The following is a 19,713-nucleotide window of genomic DNA, read 5'->3' as shown; positions in this document are numbered from 1 at the left end:
ATTTTTTAGTTCTATTAATCATTTTTTATTCTTTAATTAAAAAAACATATTCTCTTACATCTGTTAATATAAATACTTAATCAGTATGAAAATCTAGTATATCTTCAACATCATCATTTAACGTTATTTTCTCTAGTAATTCTTCTCTAGTTATATTATTTAACCACATATCTATTATCTTATCTTTACAAAATAACCTATCTATGTGATGTTCCATATCTAACATATAATCTAATTCGTTTCTTACATATTTCCTTAAATCATTTTCATTTGTATATATTAAGTAATTATCATTCTCATTGTAATTTTAAGAATTTAATTCATTGTAGCAGTTACTTATATACTTCATACTTATCTCTTCTATATTTAAGTTGTATTACGCAAATAATATTACCTTATCTATATCTAAGTTATTTGTATTTTCGTATTCAATTACTATTTCATTTAACTTATTACTCTCATTTAATATGTATTCTTTTATATATTTATCTTCTATTTCATTATCTATTCTTTCTATAACAATTATTGTTTCTTGATCTATGTTGTTATATTTATTAATTATTTCTTTCAATTCATTAAAGAATAATTTATTAATTATTTCAGATTTATTATTTATCATAGTCATATTCTACTTTTCATTTATTTTTTAATTATATATTTATTTTTTCGGGCTTTCAGACTTTAATTTAGATTTAAATTATTACTTCTTAGTTACGATTTTTATTATTTTTATAAATAGATTTGTATTAATCAGACTTGCTTTATTTAAATTTTAGTTCATTCTCTAACATCAAACTTTTCCTAATTCTATATTGAATTAGTACTCATATGAAAACATTAAAGTACTATATTCTACACTATCTATAGCATATATCTTTTTATTTTCTTTAATCACTTCGTTGTATATGTATATACTTGCTTCATATTCTGGTACTTCTTGCTTATGAATGATTTCAACTATACCTTCTCCTATCGGGTTTAATTCAAATATCTGTAAATAATCTTTTTCTATTTTTAATTCATCTATTAGATTCCATAATAGTCTACATATTTCTAATGGTATTTAATCTACAATGTTTCTTGTCATATACCTATTTTCTTTTTTAAACATATCTATCTTCTCCTATTATTTATATGTACTCTTTGTTTTACGGGCTTTCGGTCTTTAATCAGATTATAGAAAAATAATCTGACTAATTTTTACTAAAATAACATAACAATTTACTATTTTTTGATTTATTTTAATCAATAATACTTTTTAATTGATTTTTAAAATCTTTATCTAGTATACCTGTTGTAAATCCAAGGGCAATTAAATCTATAAACTTATCTTGTGAAATGTCAACTTGCCTAGGAATTAATTTCCTAGCTCTATCATTGCAGTCAAGATATAAACACATTATTATCTCATACCTTTCTAATTCTTATATATATTTTTTTTTAAAGTGTAAATAGTTCTTCACCATCTTTTAATTCAATACTCCTTATTATCTTACAGTACCTTGTTTCCTTTTCAAATAACTCTTCTTTTTCTCTTTTAGCCATATATTTTACCTCATTGTTTCCTTATATAGTCTAGCTTGATTTTATTAAATAATAATTATAATCTATCATCTATATTAGTTTATACTTATTTTAATAACTCTTTAGTAACCTAATTTTTTGTAATTATAGTTATTGAATAATCACTAGATAATAAGTATAACGTTGAATTGTATTTATCTATACAATCTTCATATATTACATCACTAAATTCTTCAAATAATCCTTTTAATATATTTACTTTTAAATAATCCACTTCTTTAATATCCTCAATTACACACACATATCCACCATCATCTGTTAGTTTTCTGTTATGTCCATAGTTTTCATCAAGAATATTGATAACGTTATTCACATTTTTAACTACTTCCTTTGGATATTCTGATAATAAATTTAAATCTTCTTTCTTCCATAAGTTAATCATATTTACTTCCTCCTTTAATGTTTTGCATTAAAAAAGAGATGTTAGCATTTATACCAACATCTCCATTTTCCAATTTTTATATTCCTATCTAGTAGGATAGCTATTTAATATAGATTCAAAATTATAATATATATTTATAATATTATTTATTACGTTTTGTTTATTAACTTATATCTAATGTATTTACCCTAAGTTCATTTATAGTCATAATCAATTTATTCCCTCAATACGATTCTCAAATAAATCAATTGTTCCGACTACGATTATAAATAAGTCTTGAATTAATTTATTATCTACTTATATGGCCTGTTTTTTTCCGAAATATTTTATTAAATATATCCACAACTGGTGTAGATACAATAACTAGACTTATTAATACAGTCGAATATAATACTGGATTTCCAAAACATTATAAGTACTCACATCTCTAAACATACTTTCTACTCTTATAGCTTCTGCTAAATTTATTTATCTAAAATTCTACCTATAGAATCTATATGAATAAAACTTCCAATAAATGTTGGAGCATAATACATACTTAAGCTTATTAATAACGATATCATATTATTTTTTACTATTAAATACATTAACATATTTAGTAAAGAAAATAACATATCACCTATAAAGCTAGTACCCAGTCCAGCAATATAATAATCAATAACTCTTATATCAAAAGGAGTTGTTCTATAATATTTAAATAATTCTAAAAGTTTATCTATGCTTTAATTTTATCATATTTATAATTTGTTTATCTACACATCCTAGTGAATATTTTATTCAGTATTTACTACAAAACTTACTTTTACATGAAAATCCATAAACTATTACTGATTACATTATAAACCCTTATATTTTATGTAATAATAAAATATATTTTTACATTTTAAAGATTTTCGAACTAAATCAGCTATATGTTCACATATTTTTTCTAACTCTCAACAGTTTCTATATAAAAAATTCTTTGAAGTTATTCAGTAGTATTCTATATATGCTTTTGCACTTTTATATATTCCATACTTATTCCTATTATACGTGAGCTTTACAGAAGTTTAAATTCAATATAATATTCTTAAAGTTAAAAAAGCTATCTCAAAGTAAAATATTTAGTAGGATAACTACTAGATTTTATTTTGAGACAGCTTATTTTTATCTACATAACATCATTAATTTTTTTCTTTCTTCTAATTCTATCAACATTTCATCATGGAATTTACCATTTATTTTATACTTAGATTTGTATATAGCATACATTACTATTGCACAAACTATAGGTATCCATATCATTATTACTCTCATTCCAAATATAGTTGTTGAACTTTGAGCTTCTCCAGCTACATATCCTACTAAGGATAATCCAACACCAACTAACCATCCAGCTACTGCAGATGCCCCTTTAACTAATAACGTTTGCACAGAGAATACTATACTTTCATTTCTCGTACCTAATTTATATTGACCATAATCAACTACATCCGCAAGCATTATAGTTGTAGAACCTACTAAAAATCCACTACCTAATTTTAATACAGCTCCTGCTATTGCTATTAATACAGCATTTTGAGGTGCTAAAATTCCTATTACAAATAATAGTAAGAATCCAACTATTGGCAATATACTTCCTAGTTTAAATACATATTCTCTACCAATTCTCTTCGTTAATATAGGTAATAATACAAGTCCTGATATTTCTGCTATTCCAGCAAATGCCTGATACACAGAAAATAAACTTTCTTTTCCAACAACATATGTAAAGTAGTATATAGCCATACTTCCAGATATCTGCATAGTTAGATTCATTGCTAAAACTATTCCTATAAATACTACTAGTTGATCATTTTTTCTTATTATATTAATTGTTTGTTTAAAGTTTACTTTTTCAGCATTTTTAGGTGTTTCTACTTTTTCCTTAACATTTAGACAAGTTATTATTGTAGTTATTACAAATACTACAGCTATAGCAACTGCAAATACCGAGTATCCTTTTGTAATATCTCCATTCCCTAGTGTTTTGACTATCCAAAGTCCAAATGTTCCTACTATCAGCGAAGCGGTACTTGCGAATACTCTAGGTATTACTGATATTTGTTCTCTTTCTTCTTTGTCACTAGTTAATGCTGGTATCATAGACCAGTAAGGTATATCCATTATTGTGTATGTCATTCCCCATAATATATATACAATCGAGAAATATGCGTATAGTGGTAAGCCTTCTAAGTCTGGCTTTCTAAATAAGAATATTAAAACAACTGCGTTTATTACTGTTCCTATAAATATCCATGGTCTAAACTTGCCAAATTTACTTCTAGTATTATCAACTATCATCCCCATTGCTGGGTCATTTATTGCATCCCAAAGTCTTGCAACTAAAAATAGCGTTCCTACGAATGCCGGATTTAGTTTAACTACATCAGTAAAATAAACCATTAAATATGTTGCTACTATTGCATATACTAAATCTTTTCCTAAAGCACCTACTCCATAAGAATACTTCTCTCTAAATGTTAACTTACTCATCTTTCTCCTCCATATTTTTATTCCCCTTTTATAAATTTATAAAAACATATCAGGAAATATTTTCTATTAACCCTGGTAAAATTATTTATTAAGCATCATAATTTGAGTATAAGTATTATACTGTTATACCCAAAGTGAAATTATGAAGAAAGCAACTGGACTTGGAAGTTTACTTCCAGTTGCTTAATAAATCATATATAATTTCCCTAGTTTAAATTGACATTTCAAGGTTTTATATTAACTAAAATACATATTCTATTTAGTTGAGATTACATGTATATTTTACTGATTAATTACATTGGTTTTATTTCATATATTAAAGTATATATTTTATTAGGATTTAAAATATACTCTGAATGAGGTAATGCTTTCCAACTATCATCTCCTCCTACTCCCATTTGCTTGTATATTACTCTTAATACCGTCGCATCTAATGGCTTTAATTTATAAAAATGATCGGCTACTTCTATATCTTCTGGATGATATTTAGATACATTAAACTCAAAAGTAGGATTTCCACTTATTTTTATACCTTCCCCTTTTTCATTTTTTATTTCTAAATATCTTACATCAGTTTTAGCCCCATTTTCTTGAGGTTGAAGATAGTTTACCATTTTATCTGTTATAATATCATTATATAACCCTATTTTAGCACTCTTGTATTTATCCCAGTAATTTTCTATCTCACCTCTTCCATAATAAGTTATATTTTTAAAATCTTCTTTTAGTATAAACATATCACTTATTGCAGGTATTTTAGCTAAATCTCTGTTCGGATTTAATATTTGTTGCACTTTTAATTTAGAGTTACAATCTAATGAATATACATATGTTACAGTACTCTTATTATCTAACTCTATATCTACTATTAAATTAACTATTTTATCATAATTTACTATTTTAATATTTACTAAATTCATATTTGGATTTCTCCAAGTAACTGCATCTATTTCATTTTTAAATCCTCTATCGTTATTTGTGCTTGATCTCCAGAAATATGGCTTTGTTTCTTCTTTTAGTATATTCTCACCACCTACAATATACTCCGATAAAAGACCATTTTTCTTTGATATAGATACTTTTACTTTTTCAGTAGATAGTGTTATTAATTTGTCGTCTTCATTTATATTAACTATATTAGTATTTTCTTCTCTTTCTATTTTTAATGTATTTGGTTTTAATACGACTTGGTGATGTTTTATTTCATGACCCTTAGCTGCATACATAGTTTCATGTTTTTCTTTAACTGTAAATGTTACTATATATTCCTCATCCTTGTATCTTTTTTCTACTACATCATATTGTAGTTCATAAGTTTCACCAGGCTCTAAGTCTATTGTTATACATTTTTCATCTACAAACTCACCATTTTTAGTTGTAGTTATAAATATGTCGTATTTATTTAAATTATTAAATAAATAATCATTTTTTATATTAACTAAACCTTCCTTTATATCTTCAAATAATACATCTGCATACCAATATTTAATCTCATAGAATTTAGGTGTTACTTCTCCATTAGCAAATACTAATCCATTTCCACTAAAATCATAATCATTTGGGAAATCTCCAAAATCTCCTCCATAAGCTAAATAACTTATATCTTCTTCTTTTTTAAGGATTGCTTGGTCTTTGAAGTCCCATACAAATCCACCTTGTAACACATCATATTTCCTAAATAATTTATAATATGCATCTATATTACCATTTGAATTTCCCATAGAATGTGTATACTCACACATTATATGGGGTTTTTTAGGATTATTTTTTGCATATTCTTCTATTTCCCAAGGTCTTGTGTACATTTGACTTTCTATATCTGATACATCTTCATATATTCTATGATGAAATATTCCTTCATAATGTACTATTCTAGATTTATCATTATCTTTAAAGAATCTGTACATTTTTCTGAAGTTTTCTCCTCCAAAAGACTCATTTCCTAATGACCATATTATTATGGATGGATGGTTTTTATCTCTTTCAAACATAGATTTACATCTTGATAATACGGCATCTGTCCATTCTGATTTACTTCCTGGAATTGCACCTTCTTCTTCTTTTTGTCCATACTTCCATGTACCATGAGTTTCTAAGTTTACTTCATCTATTACATATAATCCATATTTATCACATAAATCATACATATATGGATTATTTGGATAATGAGAAGTTCTTAAAGCATTAACATTAAACTGCTTCATTATTTTTATATCTTTTTCCATTACATCTTTATTTATAGCTCTTCCCATTTCACTGTCAAATTCATGTCTATTAACACCATTAAATAGTATACGTTTTCCATTTATGTACATTACATTTTCTTTTATTTCAAATCGTCTAAATCCTGTATCACAACTTACATACTCTATTGCTTCATTATTTTCATTTTCTAAACTTATTATTACTTTATATAAATTAGGTTGTTCTGCACTCCATTTTCTTGGATTATCTATTATAGTTTGAAAATGTAGATTTACTTCACCGTCTACAGTAAATTCTTTTTTACTAGAATATATTATATTTTCTTTATCATACAATTCTAATTTTATATTGTAATTTCCTATTCCAATTACTTCTACTTTAGTACTAAAAGTACCATCTTTATAATCATCTGTAAGATTTGAGTCTACTCTAAAATCCACTATATGAGTTTTATTTTTTATTTCTAAGTAAACATCTCTAAATATACCACTTAATCTCCAAAAGTCTTGATCTTCTAACCAACTTGCATCACACCATCTGTATACTTTTACTCCTATTTTATTTTTACCTTCTACTAAGTAATCAGTTATATCAAACTCAGATGGTGAGAATGAATCTTTACTAAACCCTACTATTTCTCCATTTACATATAGATAAAAGCATGACTCTACACCTTGGAAATTTATTAATACTTTTTTATTTAATTGTTCTTTAGTTATATCAATATACCTTACATAGCATCCTGCTTCATTTATTTTAACAGGAGCAAATGGTGGTTTTATATCTTCCCTTCCAGTCCATGGATATATAACATTTGTGTATTGCGGTATTCCATACCCTTTTATTTGCCAATTCGATGGAACCTCTATTTCATCCCATGGCTCATTATTATAATTTATTTTATAAAAATCCTCCGGTATATTTTTTATATCTTTACAGAAATTGAATTTCCACCTTCCATTTAGAGATATATATCTCGAAGAATTTTCTTTTACTCCTTCTATAGCTTGTAATTTGGTTTCATAATTTACAAAATCATTATGAGGCTTATTCATATTTAAAGATATTATCTGTGGATTATTATTCCACTCAGGATATCCGTTTTGCGGCTTTTCATATTTAAATTTCATAATCTCCCTACCTCTCCCTCATAAAGGTGTTAATATGATTATTTCCATATGAGCACTCTATTTTATTTGTTGTATCCTATAATACGACAACGAAATATTTTTGTATTGTTAAGAATACCTTTATAGTAGGTTCTATTAATATAGTTACAATTAATAAACTATATTCAACAAAATATACTTGTGCTAATTGACCTCATACTAAAGTTAATAATTTTTCACTATTAGATTGTATCAATATAAATGGACCTAAAATTATTCTATTCATAAATGACCATATCTAATTTATAGAAAACGTTTGTTTCGTATCTATATTACCACTATTTTAGCTACTAACTAAAATAAATCCCTCATTGTAACTGTAAATGATATAATCACTTAAAATAAAGAATAAAGCATTTAACTGGTTTATAAACTTTCAACCCAAAGTCTTATTTAATAAGTCTATAGATCTGTCTTCATTATATTTTATATCAACAAAATACAAACTTGATTAAATTAAATAGATTTAATGAATCTATTGTACTTAATTTTGATGCAGATCCTATAACTCACTTTAATGATTGATAAATTAATGATATTATAAAATATATTCAATCCATAAACACTTACTACTATTAATTAAGAGCTATAATTCATAGCAAATATTCATTTATAATATCGGCAACTACTATCTTTCTTTTCTTTAATATTTATAGAACTTATTTTAATACGTCATTGTTCCCTGTTTTAAGTTTCATATTTTTCTAGTCTTTTTATTTACTATTTTATCGATTTCTGATTATTCTTATTAAATTGTATCTTTTGAATATGCTTATGTAGATCTTACTCCCCATAAATAGGCTATTCTATAAAATATTGCTATTATATCTCAGTTAAATAGAAATCCATATATACTTCTATCTACAATCATAGGTTACACCTTATATTGTTATATTGAACAAATTTATCATAGTCAAAATTTTCAGTTAAATTTTTAAATATTCCTAGATATAAAGTTAAAACCTTTGCTCTATATACTCTTTTATAAAAGTCTATAGATATTTTTTTAACAAACTTTGTTCTAAAACCTGTATATAACTTTATTTCTATACATTTTCTTTAATAATTATTGTTTCAATATCTAAATGTGTATTTATATTTTTCTAAATTTTAGTATAATTTTCCATTACGCTAATGTTTAAGTTTTTGTTTCATACCTATACCATTATTGATTCTTTTCCATACATATTTAACATTTAAAGTTTAATCCGCTGTACAATCAGTAAAAAATGCTAATATTTTTAACCTTATATTTCACCTCTATTTTTAGTAAAATTTTTTTTTAAAATTATAATACCATTGCACATTATTTATGTCAATTTTTTCCTATATTTTTTATATTATTATCTTTGACTATGTTAGCCATCTTCGTGATAAATATGACATAATAATAAGTACACCTTAGTATTTTAAACGTATTAGATTATATGATGTGCTTATTATAAATTACCAACTATAGTCGTTTTGATTATTATTGATGTATGTATTTACTCCGTAGTCAAATGAGTATGTATCTCTATTTAGTTTTACTTTAAACTCAGCTATTTTGGTTTCACCTTTTACACTTATTATAGCAACATAATCTTACCATTTAAAATCAATATTCTCTTTAACAATTCCTGCTAAGTCTTGATGAATAGGATATTTTATAAGCTCCTCACTTGATGAGTCTGATACGATATTTATTTGCACACCATATGGAAGTTTAGTGGATTCGACTTCTATCTTACATAATGTATCTGGGATTTTTTCTGATATCAGAGTTTTATTAAAGTTAACGTTTCTTGATGTTAAAGCTAAAAACATTAAAGTTAATCCAGTTATAAAAATACTAATGATAATTTAGATGGTCTTTGCATATATAATCCCTCTCTTTGTTTTTCTCAATTTATAATAATTGTAAACTTAATTATACTATACGAAATATTCAATTATTCTCCAATTGCAAAATAGTTTCATTAATTTGAAGTAAAGTTCCTTATTTTATGTTAACTCAATAAATCTATTTCTAATAGTTGCTCTAGTTATATATGTATCCTTAGTAGATACATTCACTAGCATATCTTTAATTCGGTCACTCTTTTTATTCTTCTTACTTTGTTGTAGAAATTTAAACCAAGCCAAATAATTATTAATATATTTTGTGGATACACCATTAAAAGTCATTAACCATCTCTTAAAGCTACTGTGAAGAGCATTTATATGCTGTAAATGATAAACACTATCTATCATTGATTTTCCTCTAGAAACTTGCTTTAATTCTATGTTCAACTTATCCTTTATTCCCATATAGGATTTATGCGAATCTACACAAAAGTAGCATCTTAACATATTTTATTGTCAAAAAAGTTAACTATTTGATTGGTTGTAATTCTCCCATTACAAACAGCACCCATAAGGATATTTCCTTTTCTATCAATTGCTGTCTCTATACAAATCTGCTCTTTTGATATTCCCCTTTTCTTCTTATCATTTTTGCTTTTACCTCTTTTTCTATGGTTTCTAGGCATTGCAAATATAGTACTTTTAGAATGATTCCCTTTAAAAGACTCCTTAATAAAATATTCATCTACTTCAACTATACCTTCAATTTTATCATTTTTTAATGATAGATTTATTACATCAAGTATCCTATGACGCATATAAAAATACGTTTTAACACCTACTCTGATTTCTTCAGCAAATTTTCTTATAGAAAGTCCTAATATCATTAATTCGCAGTATTTTAGCCATCTATCTAAGCTTAATTTTGTATTAGAGAATGGGGACATAGTAAACTCATCAAAACTTGTACGACAACGTTTACATATATATCTTTGTCTTCCGTTAGATTTCCCATTTTTATTTACATATTTATATTGACATTTTGGGAACTCGTATCCTTTAGAAAATCTACTTTCTTTGACATTATATCTAATTTCAGAGGAATTAAATAAAGTACTTAATACTTATTGTGCTACTGAAATTAACTCTGTAAGTTCATTCCTTTTTAAATCTTTTATCACAGATTTTATATCTATTTTTGACCTAATATTAGGTATCCTTTCTGAAAATTAGTTGAAATATAGTTTATAACTATTTTAGATATAATTAATCACAAAGTTAGCTAACATAGCCTATAAATAAAAAATAGTAAAATAGACTCCCTTTCTATCGTATAACCTTACTTATAGTGCAACAATAATCATTTACTCTGATAATTAAAATAAAAAAAGATATTGATTTTTCAATCAATACCTTTTTTGTGGATTTCAATAGTGGAGACGACTCACATAAATCATACATAGGGATAAAAGATAAATTAAATGTAGAGTTAAAACAAGTTCCTAGAGGTAAATCAATGATAGATAGTGTTTACCACTTGCAACATATAAATGCTCTTCATAGTAGCTTTGAAAGATGGTTAATGACATTCAATGGAGTTTCTACAAAATATATTAACAACTATTTAGCTTGGTTTAAATTTCTTCAATTAAGCAAGAAGAATAAAAAGACTGACAGAATCAAAGATATGTTAGTGAATATTGCTACTAAAGAAACACTTATAACGAGAGATACTATTATAGGTAGACTTATTGAGCTAGTTTAAATTAATGAAATTATTTTACTATTGGAAAGTAAATTAACATTATGTATAATATAGTAAAGTTCGCAAATGTTATATATTGGGAGTATATTTCAATGGAGGGGTGAACTATTGTGTTAAAAATATCATTATTTATGTCAGGTGCATTATTCTTCGTATCGGGTATGTTTTTTCTTCTTAAAGATAAAGCATCTATATTAATCAATGGATATTATTTTATCTCAAAAAATGAAAGAGAATTATATGATGAACTTAAAATGAGTAGAGATTATGGTGTAATATTATTAAAACTAGCTTTAATACTGTTAATATGGACAATTGGCTATATTCTAATATCTAAATTAGTTTTATGGATATCAATTGTTATTTGGATTATATGCTTTGTGAAAGTTACTGTTACTTTTAGATTTGATAAATATAAAATCAATCCTAATAATTAGTCTTAATTATATATGAACAATTTTAATAAAGTACCAATAATTTAAATCAATCTATAAAATAAAAATAGGCATACCTTTAATAGTTCTAATATATATGCCTATTTCTATTTACTTTTTAATATTATCAACTATTTTCATCCTATTTTAAAAATAGTTATTAATATGTTTCTATAAATACTTCAAAGTATCCTTGTGGGTGTACACATGTTGGACATACCTTAGGTGCTTCTTCACCTTCATGAATATGACCACAATTTAAACATTTCCATAGTACTTTTTCATCTTTCTTAAATACTTTTCCCTCTTCTATATTTTTAGCTAATTTATTATATCTAGCTTCATGTCTTTTTTCTACTCCACTTATTCTCTCAAAAGTTTTAGCTATAGCTTCAAACCCTTCTTCTCTCGCTATCTTTGCAAATTCAGGGTATAATTCTGTCCATTCTTCATTTTCACCAGCAGCAGCCGCTTTTAAGTTTGCCATAGTATCTTCATGGAATGATACTGGGTATGCTGCTGTTATTTCTATCATTTCATCTATAAAATCTTCTTTTAAATATTTATAAAATTTCTTAGCATGCTCTTTTTCTTGTTCTGCTGTTTCCATAAATATGTTTGATATTTGAACATACCCTTGTTTTTTTGCTATGCTTGCATAATATGTATATCTTGTTCTTGCTTGACTCTCTCCTGCAAAAGATTTCATTAAGTTTTCAGCTGTTCTTGTTCCTTTTAAACTTTTCATAAGTCCCCCTTTAATTAATTTAAGTTTATAAAGATAGTAGCATTAAAATTTTATAAATTCAATAACTAATTTACATTTTTTTACATAATAATTTGTAAATTTGTATTAATATGCATAGTTATATATCAGAATATATTAAATATAAAATGTTTAACTTTTATTAGATTTAATGTTATAATAAAAATAAACTTGAAATGGATAAATTGTATAATTGTAGTACTCCATACTTTTCCTGATAAAACACACAGAAATTAACTAGTTGTACCAGTTAATATAAGATACTTTAATTACATTTTGTGTACTACATCTATAAAACCTAATATTATATAAAAATCAAAAATAATTAATAAAAGTCCCTTAATAGCAATGATAAAAATATCAATACTTTAAGGAGCTTTTATTAAATTACATTTTTTGATGTACTTGATTATCTCTGCATACTTGATCTATATACATATCTTTTTCTACATCTATAAATACTTTAGCTATAACTTCATAAGCTTCTGCCCATGCATTTAAAACATCTTCTGTTGCTGCGTCTCCTAGAACTTCTTTTATTGCTAATAATAAATTTTTACCTACTACTGGATAATGCTCTGGTTTTACATTTGAATTAACATGAATATTTCCTATTTTCTTTGCCGCTGGTAATAACACCTCTAAATTATCTATATTTTGAGCTGCTGCTAGTATTGTCATTGCTAGCGCCTTTGGTTGTTCTCCAGATTCTTGTTTATCCATATTAAACATTTCTTTTACTTCTGGATTATTCGTAAACATTGTTTTGTAGAAAGTTTTTGTTATTTCTAATCCATGCTCCTTTAATACCGGCACTGTACTTTTTACTATCTCTATTGTTTTTTGACTTAACATACTTACTCTCTCCTTTTTAAATGTGTATTTTATATACACTTTTTATTTATTAAAAATTTACCCAATTATTTTTTATATAAACATTTTTTAAAAGTAATATATTCTTTATTCTCAATTCAATTGCAATTATATCTTTATAGTTTTGATTTTGAATATAAAGTAATAATACTTAAATATAATAATTATTATTAAAAATAACTTTATATATAAGTTATTTAAAATAATTAATGGAAAAGCAATCATTATATCTGCAAAAGTTGATGTATATATCTTTTGCTTTAAGGTCATGGACTTATTAATTATAAAACCTTCTAAATAATTTTTGTATATTTTGCTAGATTTAAACCAGGTTTCAAATTTATTTGACCCTCTAGCAAAACAATATGATGTTAAAAGTAAAAATGGTACTGTCGGTAATATAGGAAGTACTATTCCGATTATTCCTAATAAAAGAAATATAAACCCTGCAATAACAAATATTATTTTTTTAATTCTCTTCATAAAACTCTCCTATTTTTTAATATGTATTCTATATACCCTTTTTAAGTTTTAAATAAAATATAATTTTTTAATTATAATTTATATTGTATCTAACCTAATATAATTTATAATAATATATAATAATCAACTTATATTAAGGAGAATTTTATGTATTTATCTAAATTTACTGATTATAGTTTTAGAATATTAATTTATCTAGGCAATAACCAAAATAAACTTTTTACAGTAGATGAGTTATCAAATACACTTAATTTGTCTACTCATCATATAAAAAAAATAATTTATAAATTAGCTAAAAATGGATATATTTTATCTTCTAAGGGAAGAAATGGTGGTATAAAGCTAGGAATGGACCCCCAAAATATAAACTTAGGTAAACTTCTTGAAATAACAGAAGATAATTTAAATATTGTAGAATGTTTTTCTACTGATAATAATACTTGTAACCTTAATAATTCTTGTAAATTAAAACCAATTATAAATAATGCTTTAAGTTCATTTATAATTGAATTTTATAAATATACCCTATATGATATCCTTTAATATATTAAGACATTATATCTATAAGATGATATGAACCCTTTATGACAAAAGTTTTATTGTTTTAACTTTCTATCACAAAGGGCTCATATCAAAATTAGTATAATCTATTTATAATTATTTTTATAAAAACCGTGCTCCGTTACTTGTGATACGGTTCTCCGTACCTTACTCTACGGAGCTAGTTTTAATTTATTTTAATTTCTTTCATCTGTAACTACTCAAGGCACTTTTCACACATACCTATTGTTCCCATATACATATTAGATGTTCTTCCACAATTAGTACAAGTATACATAGAGTCTAAATCTCCTTCAGGATAATACAAATCATAATCACTAGGGTTATATTGTGATGTTGGCTCACATTCAGAGCATCCCTCACATAATCCTACAAATCCATTTTCACAATTTTTAGGAAGATTATAGCATGTTGTACATAGTAATCCTTCATAAAATTTATTTAATTGATTCTTAGGAAAATATGCTCCACAATTTCCACATTGTCCTTTTTCAACTTTAACTTCATCTTTCTTATCTACTGATTCTTTTTCTTTACTATTTCCTATTTTATTTTCCTCATCATTATCATTAGTTACTTCTGCTATCTCAGGCTTTTCAGATACCCATTTAGCTTCTACTCCACAATTTGAACAAAATTTTGTTACTTCTTTTGACTCCTCACTACAACTGTCACAATATACACTCTTAACGACTTCTTCCTTTTCAATTTTTTCAGTTTGTGTACATCCAGCTATCATTAATGACATAACTAATACCATTAATATAATTACCTTTTTCATCCACTTCATCTCCCCTTTATACCTTATAATTTAGTATCTATTTGTTTAAAATTTTCTTCTGTCACATTATTAAACCACTCTTTTGTCTTTTCTTTAGCTTTTATTTTAATTTCAGGTGTTATGAATATATAAATTATTCCTAAAGCGGTTGTTATTGCAGTTAAATCATCTCCATATCCTGCATCTGGTATAGGATATCTGCTATTAAGTCTATTGGCGATATAAAATATCCTAATGCTCCTACTATTGTAGCTTTCGCTTTAATTGGAACATTTGAATCTTTAAGTGCATAAAATAACAACCATGCTCCATACACTATAGATAAGCCTGCTTCAGAAAAAACTGATTTAATTTTATTAAATAATGATTTTTCTGAGTAATAACTATTATACTTACTACTAACATTCATATCTTATCTCCTTAATTATTATATATTTTTTAATCGCTATTTTTTGTCATTTAATGTCATTATTTTAAATATTTATTTCTATAGCTAAATTGATATTTTTAGATTTATATGATTAGTTCCTAATAAATGTAAAAAGGATGAATCACCTTTTAGTTTAGGCAACTCATCCTTCATTAAGTATGTTATTACATCATCATTTATTTGAATCTCTATACTATCTATCTCTCGCTTTTCATTCATAGTTATTTGTGAAACTAACAGATGTATTAACTGTTTTCTTTGTTGACTCGTACTCATATTAAGAAATACTTCTTTAAACCTATCCATTATTTCCTTTATGATCTCAAATGGTACTGGTTCTCCTTCTGCAAGTTGAACTTCTTGTATTAACTCTTGTTCTCTATACTTTAACTTATCTATATCATCGTTTATTGATTTAACTCTTATTGAAAGTTCATTTTTATCTAGTATTCCATCTTCAAACAACTCTATGTTCTTACTCTTCTTAGTATTTAACTTATTTATTTCATTTGTTATTCTATCTAATTCATCTATAGTCGGTTGTAATTTGCTAGATTTATTCTTGTTTATATTATCTATTACTTTCTTTAGTATAGATTTGTTGTTTATTAGTGTCATTATTTTGTTTAATACATACTCATCTGCAACTTCTACTCTTATTGAGTTAGATTTACATACTGCTGTACCTTTATTCTTCCAGTTTCCACAAGAGTAATACTCTAAAACCTTCTTAGTTCCATCTTTTCTTTTACTAGTTGACCTACTTATAGTCATTCCTGCACCACATACAGGACATTTAAGTATTCCCGTTAAAGGGAATTCACTATCATAAATTTTATTATGTTTCTTACTTCTTTCTTTTAGTATTACTTGTACCTTGTTCCATGTTTCCATATCTATTATTGGTTCATGTTTCCCATCTGAAAGTATAGGGTTTGGATTTATGTTATTCCTTCTTTTCTTACTCCAATCTTGCCTTACATTGTATCTGATTTTACCAATGTAGACTGGATTTTTTAGTATCTCTTTAACAGTTGCTACTGCAAATTCATTATTTCTCTTAGTTTTATATCCTTCTTTATTTACTCTATTAACTACTGCTTTGTATCCATATCCTTGACTATACAAGTCAAATATTCGCCTTACTGTATTCGCTTCTCTTTCATTTATCTGCAATTTAGTGCTTTTTCTCTTCTTTCCATCACTTGGAATTTCAACTATATCATACCCTAATACTACTCCGCCACACCACTCACCTAACCTAGCTTTTGCCCCCATTCCCAGCTTTATATTTTCAGCTATTGTTTCTCTTTCAAATTCCCCTATTGCTCCCATTATGTTTAGTTGAAGTTTACCTGATGGTGTTTCTGTCTCAAAGTTCTCTGTTAGTGAACGAAATGCTATATTATGCTTATTTAACAACTCTACTATGTTAAGAATGTCTAGTAGTTTTCTACTTATTCTATTTAATTTCCATACAATTACTAAATCAAACTTATTCTCTGTTGCATCTTGTAAAAGTTGTTTTATTCCTGGTCTATTAGTTATATTTTTCCCACTTATTCCTCTGTCTTCATATAAATTATATATTTCATGACCTTCCCTTTCACAGTACTCTCTTATTTTTAGATTTTGCTCGTCTATACTGTACCCTTCTTCAGCTTGCTCTACAGTTGATACTCTGCAGTATATTGCTACTCTTTTAATCATTTTCTTTATCTCCTTTGTTTTCTTTTTTTACTATGGATTTTTGAATTATAGTGCTTAGTATTTCTAATATTTCTTGTGCTTTTATTTGATCTAAACTAACTGTATCCATATATCCTCCTATATTTATTACACCAAATTTATAATATATATTTTCTACCTGTAGTGTAACTAACTCTAAAAAGAGCTAGTTCTACAGTAACTTTCTAAGATTTCACTTATACTCTTTCCGCAAGTACTAATTTCTTGAAGTATAAGATCCAATGCTCTTGCTTTATATGCATTTAGCATAATATAGTCATAATATTCTTGCTCTTCTTTTATTGATAACTCCAACATCTCTTTCTCTATTGATTCATAATTCATAACTAAAGACACTCCTTTATTATTTTTACACTACTAGGACATTTACTTTTAATTTATCCTAGTATCCGATTTATTTTGATCTATTTTTTTAGGTAATTTTATTACTATATAGTTAGTTTCAACTCCTGCACTATTGTTTCTAGACCTAGTTAATCTATCTTTTTCACAGTCTAAAAATCCAGCTTTTTTTAGCTCTTTTAAAACTATCTTTCTATCCTCGTACCCACCTTCTTTTATCATTAATTCAAAAGAAAATTCCTCCATTTGAAGTTCTATATAGTCTTCCTTCTCTGTAATTTTTCCTAAGATTTCTTGTGAGTTAGATTTTGATTTTCCATCAAACTTATTTCTATACCTGTCTACATACTGTTTTATAAAGTCTATTACTACTTTGTGGAAGTTTCTATACTTTATTGATTCTCTTTCTATGCTAACTATCATGTCTACCATCCCTTCTATATCTAGTTCTATATCTAATAACTCTTCTATGATAAATGCAGTTTGTATGATAATAGCAAACTTGCTACATCTTCTCATCGACATGTCATCATACACATTTCTTTTGCGAAGTTCATCGTATAGATTGATTTTCTCTTGCTTATAATTTCTAATTACTTCATTTCTATTTTTATCTAATAAATACTGTGCAAATTCTATCGCTAGATGCCCATAGTTATTTAAAATAACATGATTTATAGCTTCTGCATGTTCTGGACTTTTAGTCCAAGTAAAGTTTTCTGCTTCTATTACTCTCACTTGTACTCCCGCATTATTATTAGAAGATCTAGTTATAGACTTTTCACCATTAGATAGTATTGTTGTTAACCAAGATTCCTTTTCCATTAGTTCAGAGTCTTTGTTTAAACGTTCTTTATCAGCTCCATTAGCTAAACTATATACAAATTTAGTAAAGTTATTGCTTTCTGACATAGATATTTCATCTAATGCATACGGTACACCATTTAAACCTCCTAGCTTTTTTATTAAAGCATTGTTAGTTCCGTTATACGTTCCATACAGTCCATTATATTTAACTTCTGGATAGCCAAAACTTGATATTGCTAACTTTAATGCTGTAGATTTCCCTGTGGTTGAATTTCCAACTAAATGTATTATTGTAGAATCAAGTCCTAATTCTTCTCCTATGTATCCTAAAAGAATAGCTGAAAGACCACTTACCATTGCAAATTCTAACTCTACATTTCCTATGACATGATTTTTTATCATCTTAATATATTCACTATATGAACCTTTTGGTTTAACATCGTATTTACCTACGTATGTTGAATTTAGTCCTATGGCTTCATATAGTTTGTATATTATCTTTCCTTCATACTCCATGAATCCTAACTTGGAATGAATATTCTTCTTAATAATAGAGTCCTCACATTCTCTTATACACTCAACTACATGTTTTCCATTACTTTTTACTATATCAACACCTTTATCTTGGAACTTCATTAGATTACGTTCCACTAAACAGTCATGTCGATTAAGTAATTCTGTTTCCATTTTTCTTACTGTCATGAACTCTAACAGAATCTTCTCTGTTTTATCATCTATATTGTAATGATTTTCTTTAGCCCAAATATGTCTTCCAACCTTTATATTTCCTGGTTTAGCTGATGATTTAGCATATAGACATTGTCCATCACTAAAGTAGTTTTTAGTTTCATATTCATTTTGTTTTACTTTTTCATCCATTTCTTCCTTTACTTCTTCTATTTCTTGATTAAATTCACATGAACTACTTTCTACTGACTCATGTATTACTTCTTTATCTAGTGTTTTAGGTTCGTTTACTATTATTCCTTCTCCTAGTCTTTTTCTGTGTTTAATTGCCATATTTCAATTCTCTCCTTTTTGTAA

General features: G+C 26.0%; 19 protein-coding genes and 2 pseudogenes. 3 read left to right on the top strand and 18 right to left on the bottom strand.

Translation table 11 applies throughout. The annotated features are described in order from the left end of the window. Positions 1–76: 76 nt before the first annotated feature. The 10 genes and pseudogenes from H8923_RS16560 to H8923_RS16515 form a co-directional block, all read right to left on the bottom strand. A complete protein-coding gene (locus tag H8923_RS16560) occupies positions 77–226 on the bottom strand; it encodes a hypothetical protein (RefSeq protein ID WP_153973056.1) in 150 nt (49 codons plus the stop codon). A 150-nt stretch (positions 227–376) separates the two neighbouring features. Next, positions 377–619, bottom strand: coding sequence for a hypothetical protein (locus tag H8923_RS16555; protein ID WP_122640955.1), 243 nt, complete (start codon positions 617–619; stop codon positions 377–379). Between the two features lie 198 nt (positions 620–817). Then, complete coding sequence (locus tag H8923_RS17855; RefSeq protein ID WP_408639070.1) at positions 818–1,051, bottom strand: DUF960 family protein; 234 nt, start codon at positions 1,049–1,051, stop codon at positions 818–820. Positions 1,052–1,241: 190 nt separating this feature from the next. Further along, positions 1,242–1,400 (bottom strand): hypothetical protein, encoded by a 159-nt coding sequence (locus H8923_RS17420; RefSeq protein ID WP_243113415.1) that lies wholly within the window; start codon positions 1,398–1,400, stop codon positions 1,242–1,244. 254 nt (positions 1,401–1,654) lie between these two features. Then, a complete protein-coding gene (locus H8923_RS16540) occupies positions 1,655–1,966 on the bottom strand; it encodes a hypothetical protein (protein ID WP_122640956.1) in 312 nt (103 codons plus the stop codon). Positions 1,967–2,430: 464 nt separating this feature from the next. Then, a complete protein-coding gene (locus H8923_RS16535) occupies positions 2,431–2,580 on the bottom strand; it encodes a hypothetical protein (protein ID WP_153973057.1) in 150 nt (49 codons plus the stop codon). A 532-nt stretch (positions 2,581–3,112) separates the two neighbouring features. Next, a complete protein-coding gene (gene melB / locus H8923_RS16530) occupies positions 3,113–4,480 on the bottom strand; it encodes a melibiose:sodium transporter MelB (protein ID WP_153973058.1) in 1,368 nt (455 codons plus the stop codon). A 293-nt stretch (positions 4,481–4,773) separates the two neighbouring features. Beyond that, the gene (locus H8923_RS16525) at positions 4,774–7,815 is read right to left on the bottom strand and encodes a glycoside hydrolase family 2 TIM barrel-domain containing protein (protein WP_122640959.1); all 3,042 of its coding nucleotides are present in this window, start codon (positions 7,813–7,815) and stop codon (positions 4,774–4,776) included. A gap of 1,623 nt (positions 7,816–9,438) precedes the next feature. Next, a complete protein-coding gene (locus H8923_RS16520) occupies positions 9,439–9,660 on the bottom strand; it encodes a hypothetical protein (RefSeq protein ID WP_187127995.1) in 222 nt (73 codons plus the stop codon). A gap of 177 nt (positions 9,661–9,837) precedes the next feature. Beyond that, positions 9,838–10,886: pseudogene (locus H8923_RS16515) on the bottom strand (IS1595 family transposase). Between the two features lie 230 nt (positions 10,887–11,116). Between H8923_RS16515 and H8923_RS16510 the strand changes: the two are divergent. Both H8923_RS16510 and H8923_RS16505 read left to right on the top strand, forming a co-directional pair. Continuing rightward, a pseudogene (locus H8923_RS16510) lies at positions 11,117–11,443 on the top strand (IS1595 family transposase); the annotation flags it as partial. A gap of 110 nt (positions 11,444–11,553) precedes the next feature. Then, a complete protein-coding gene (locus H8923_RS16505) occupies positions 11,554–11,880 on the top strand; it encodes a DUF3784 domain-containing protein (RefSeq protein ID WP_122641101.1) in 327 nt (108 codons plus the stop codon). Between the two features lie 157 nt (positions 11,881–12,037). Here the strand turns inward: H8923_RS16505 and rbr are convergent, their stop codons facing one another. From rbr to H8923_RS16490, 3 genes are all read right to left on the bottom strand, one after another. Continuing rightward, on the bottom strand, positions 12,038–12,625 hold the full coding sequence (gene rbr / locus H8923_RS16500; protein WP_122641100.1) for a rubrerythrin: 588 nt from the start codon (positions 12,623–12,625) through the stop codon (positions 12,038–12,040). A gap of 405 nt (positions 12,626–13,030) precedes the next feature. Next, the gene (locus H8923_RS16495) at positions 13,031–13,498 is read right to left on the bottom strand and encodes a globin domain-containing protein (RefSeq protein ID WP_122641099.1); all 468 of its coding nucleotides are present in this window, start codon (positions 13,496–13,498) and stop codon (positions 13,031–13,033) included. Positions 13,499–13,624: 126 nt separating this feature from the next. Then, positions 13,625–13,999, bottom strand: a complete 375-nt coding sequence (locus H8923_RS16490; RefSeq protein WP_122641098.1) for a YbaN family protein — start codon at positions 13,997–13,999, stop codon at positions 13,625–13,627. Between the two features lie 147 nt (positions 14,000–14,146). Here H8923_RS16490 and H8923_RS16485 point away from each other — a divergent pair, with 147 nt between their 5' ends. Beyond that, positions 14,147–14,542, top strand: coding sequence for an RrF2 family transcriptional regulator (locus tag H8923_RS16485; protein ID WP_122641097.1), 396 nt, complete (start codon positions 14,147–14,149; stop codon positions 14,540–14,542). 214 nt (positions 14,543–14,756) lie between these two features. Here H8923_RS16485 and H8923_RS16480 read toward each other — a convergent pair whose 3' ends face one another. The 5 genes from H8923_RS16480 to H8923_RS16460 all read right to left on the bottom strand — a co-directional run bounded on the left by H8923_RS16480 (position 14,757) and on the right by H8923_RS16460 (position 19,689). After that, a complete protein-coding gene (locus tag H8923_RS16480) occupies positions 14,757–15,341 on the bottom strand; it encodes a hypothetical protein (protein WP_057537347.1) in 585 nt (194 codons plus the stop codon). A 160-nt stretch (positions 15,342–15,501) separates the two neighbouring features. After that, positions 15,502–15,750 (bottom strand): YkvA family protein, encoded by a 249-nt coding sequence (locus tag H8923_RS17200; protein WP_057537348.1) that lies wholly within the window; start codon positions 15,748–15,750, stop codon positions 15,502–15,504. Positions 15,751–15,834: 84 nt separating this feature from the next. Beyond that, entirely contained in the window at positions 15,835–17,481 is a 1,647-nt protein-coding gene (locus H8923_RS16470; RefSeq protein WP_057537349.1) for a recombinase family protein, read from the bottom strand. 174 nt (positions 17,482–17,655) lie between these two features. Continuing rightward, positions 17,656–17,844, bottom strand: a complete 189-nt coding sequence (locus H8923_RS16465; protein WP_153973059.1) for a hypothetical protein — start codon at positions 17,842–17,844, stop codon at positions 17,656–17,658. A 48-nt stretch (positions 17,845–17,892) separates the two neighbouring features. Beyond that, positions 17,893–19,689 (bottom strand): DUF927 domain-containing protein, encoded by a 1,797-nt coding sequence (locus tag H8923_RS16460; protein ID WP_187127994.1) that lies wholly within the window; start codon positions 19,687–19,689, stop codon positions 17,893–17,895. Positions 19,690–19,713 lie beyond the last annotated feature (24 nt).

This window comes from Romboutsia faecis (assembly GCF_014323405.1).
In the GTDB taxonomy this organism is placed as follows: domain Bacteria; phylum Bacillota; class Clostridia; order Peptostreptococcales; family Peptostreptococcaceae; genus Romboutsia_E; species Romboutsia_E faecis.
The sequence above is the reverse complement of the archived record's forward strand: the minus strand, read 5'-3'. Positions and strand labels throughout refer to the sequence as shown.

Bases quoted from the DNA above. Each gene is read 5' to 3' on its own strand.
- H8923_RS16560 (WP_153973056.1), bottom strand. From the start codon at position 226: ATGTTAGATATGGAACATCACATAGATAGGTTATTTTGTAAAGATAAG.
- H8923_RS16555 (WP_122640955.1), bottom strand. From the start codon at position 619: ATGATAAATAATAAATCTGAAATAATTAATAAATTATTCTTTAATGAA.
- H8923_RS17420 (WP_243113415.1), bottom strand. From the start codon at position 1,400: ATGTGTTTATATCTTGACTGCAATGATAGAGCTAGGAAATTAATTCCT.
- H8923_RS16540 (WP_122640956.1), bottom strand. From the start codon at position 1,966: ATGATTAACTTATGGAAGAAAGAAGATTTAAATTTATTATCAGAATAT.
- H8923_RS16535 (WP_153973057.1), bottom strand. From the start codon at position 2,580: ATGTTATTTTCTTTACTAAATATGTTAATGTATTTAATAGTAAAAAAT.
- melB (WP_153973058.1), bottom strand. From the start codon at position 4,480: ATGAGTAAGTTAACATTTAGAGAGAAGTATTCTTATGGAGTAGGTGCT.
- H8923_RS16525 (WP_122640959.1), bottom strand. From the start codon at position 7,815: ATGAAATTTAAATATGAAAAGCCGCAAAACGGATATCCTGAGTGGAAT.
- H8923_RS16520 (WP_187127995.1), bottom strand. From the start codon at position 9,660: ATGTTTTTAGCTTTAACATCAAGAAACGTTAACTTTAATAAAACTCTG.
- rbr (WP_122641100.1), bottom strand. From the start codon at position 12,625: ATGAAAAGTTTAAAAGGAACAAGAACAGCTGAAAACTTAATGAAATCT.
- H8923_RS16495 (WP_122641099.1), bottom strand. From the start codon at position 13,498: ATGTTAAGTCAAAAAACAATAGAGATAGTAAAAAGTACAGTGCCGGTA.
- H8923_RS16490 (WP_122641098.1), bottom strand. From the start codon at position 13,999: ATGAAGAGAATTAAAAAAATAATATTTGTTATTGCAGGGTTTATATTT.
- H8923_RS16485 (WP_122641097.1), top strand. From the start codon at position 14,147: ATGTATTTATCTAAATTTACTGATTATAGTTTTAGAATATTAATTTAT.
- H8923_RS16480 (WP_057537347.1), bottom strand. From the start codon at position 15,341: ATGAAAAAGGTAATTATATTAATGGTATTAGTTATGTCATTAATGATA.
- H8923_RS17200 (WP_057537348.1), bottom strand. From the start codon at position 15,750: ATGAATGTTAGTAGTAAGTATAATAGTTATTACTCAGAAAAATCATTA.
- H8923_RS16470 (WP_057537349.1), bottom strand. From the start codon at position 17,481: ATGATTAAAAGAGTAGCAATATACTGCAGAGTATCAACTGTAGAGCAA.
- H8923_RS16465 (WP_153973059.1), bottom strand. From the start codon at position 17,844: ATGAATTATGAATCAATAGAGAAAGAGATGTTGGAGTTATCAATAAAA.
- H8923_RS16460 (WP_187127994.1), bottom strand. From the start codon at position 19,689: ATGGCAATTAAACACAGAAAAAGACTAGGAGAAGGAATAATAGTAAAC.